General features: G+C 63.7%; 3 protein-coding genes. All 3 read left to right on the top strand.

Annotation, left to right across the window (positions count from 1 at the left end):
• Positions 1-993 (top strand): GlxA family transcriptional regulator (locus DRF71_RS23420; RefSeq protein WP_157971264.1); only part of this gene is annotated, 993 nt, incomplete at its 5' end.
• Positions 994-1202: 209 nt separating this feature from the next.
• Positions 1203-1760 (top strand): DJ-1/PfpI family protein, encoded by a 558-nt coding sequence (locus DRF71_RS23415; RefSeq protein ID WP_112312940.1) that lies wholly within the window; start codon positions 1203-1205, stop codon positions 1758-1760.
• A 25-nt stretch (positions 1761-1785) separates the two neighbouring features.
• The coding region (locus DRF71_RS23410) for a ribbon-helix-helix domain-containing protein (protein ID WP_112312938.1) at positions 1786-2110 on the top strand (325 nt) is incomplete at its 3' end.

Here is a 2110-nt window from a genome sequence, read left to right as displayed (position 1 = left end):
AGGGACATGGCCTTGGCTGAACGGGCAGAGAAATTCGGCTTCATCCTGATAGAGGATTTCGCGCTGATGTCTGCGGCCTCGTCGGTCGACCCGCTGCGGGCGGCAAATCAGATGTCCGGGCGGCCCCTCTATGAAACCTGCTTTCTCTCCGTGGCAGGCGGGCCGGTCAGGTCGTCCTGCGGTGGTCTTTTCGAGACGATCCCCTTCAGCCAGGCTCCGCCAGATCTGGACTGGCTGTTCATTGTCGCAGGCGGCAATCCTTTCACAACGGAGCGACCCGATTGTCTGGCCTTTCTGCGCCAAGCGGCGCGGCGCGGCATTCCGCTGGGCGGAATCTCGGCAGGGGTGGTGTTGCTGGCCCGCGCCGGACTTTTGCATGAGCGGCGGATCTCCGTTCACTGGGAATATGCCCATGCTCTGCGGGAGCTGCTGCCGGAGCTGCTGACAGAACAGCATCTCTTTGTGCTGGACCGTGACCGGGTTACCTGTGCTGGCGGTGTTGCCGGGCTTGATATGATGCATGCGCTGATCCGCTCGCGCCACGGCCATGAGCTGGCTGCCAGAGTGAGCGGCCGATTTATCTATACCCGCATCCGCACACCGGAAGTTGCCCAGCGGGGCATCGGCATGGAGCAGTCAAGCCATCGGACGGGTGTTTTTGCCGCCTTGCGGCTGATGGAGGATCACATCGCCGACCCTTTGCCGCTGAAACACCTCGCGCGTCTGACTGGCCTCAGCGGCAGGCAGTTGCAGCGGCAGTTTCAGGCGGATCTGGGGCGGTCGGTGATGGCGGTCTACACCAGTTTGCGCCTCACCAAGGCGGATGAGCTTCTACGGCAGACGAGCCTCCCCATAAGTCAGATCGCATTCGCGACCGGCTTTTCCAGCCAGACGAATTTCACGCGGTCGTTTGTCCGGTGTTTCGGGCAACCTCCCTCAGCGCGCCGGCTGGGCAACCGCCTGGCGGAGCTCTCTCGAATCCCGCCAATCTGAACAACCAAACCCGCGCAGCCACCCGAATGTCCCGGCTGAATGCTGGAACGCCAATCGCAGTACCGGGCATCCTGTGCCCCGCAGAAGGGCTGATCTCCACGCAGCGCCCCGCCGCATCTGTGGCGGGGCGGTTGTAGTATCCCGCTAACACCCGCCGCGCTGCCCCCGGCCCTATCCTTCCCGCACCGCTTGCCAAGGGAGGATGCGAGATGGCGAAGATCCTGATGATCACCGGCGATTTCACCGAAGATTATGAAACCATGGTCCCGTTCCAGACACTGCTGGCCTGCGGCCACAGTGTCGATGCGGTCTGCCCCGGCAAGAAAGCGGGCGATACAGTCAAGACCGCGATCCATGATTTCGAGGGCGACCAGACCTATTCCGAGAAGCCGGGCCATAATTTTGCGCTGAACGCCGATTTCGACGGTGTGGATGCAGCAAGCTATGATGCGCTGGTGGTGCCCGGTGGCCGCGCGCCGGAATATCTCCGGCTGAACCCGGAGGTTCTGGCCAGGGTCCGCCACTTCTTTGACGCCGGTAAGCCGGTCGCCGCGATCTGCCACGGCGCGCAGCTTCTGGCGGCGGCGGGTGTGCTGAAGGGGCGGACCTGCTCGGCCTATCCGGCCTGCGCCTGGGAGGTGACGGCCTCGGGCGGCACTTTCGCCGATATTGCGGTGACAGAGGCCGTCACCGATGGCAATCTGGTGACCGCGCCGGCCTGGCCCGCGCATCCCGCCTGGCTGAAACAGTTCATGGCGATCCTCTGACATCAACGGGAAGGGAGGCCCTGCGATGTGCGAACTCTTCATCAAGGCCGATGCCGGGCAGTGGCAAAGCCGCACGCATTCGCTGCGCATCGACGGGGTCGCCACCTCGATCCGGATCGAGAACCACTTCTGGGAGACCCTGACCGAGATCGGTGCGCGCGACGGGATGACCGTCGCGCAACTCATCACCCGGCTCTGGCATGAGGCAATGGATGCCGATCACGACCTCGGCAATTTCACCTCGTTCCTCAGGGTCTGCTGCAACCGCTATCACGCACTGATCGCGGCGGGCGACATTTCGGCGGATCTTTCGGTCCCGATCGCCGGGCACCCGGCGCGCGAGATCCTGG

The sequence above is a fragment of the Pseudogemmobacter bohemicus genome (assembly GCF_003290025.1).
Lineage (GTDB): Bacteria > Pseudomonadota > Alphaproteobacteria > Rhodobacterales > Rhodobacteraceae > Pseudogemmobacter > Pseudogemmobacter bohemicus.
The sequence above is the reverse complement of the archived record's forward strand: the minus strand, read 5'-3'. Positions and strand labels throughout refer to the sequence as shown.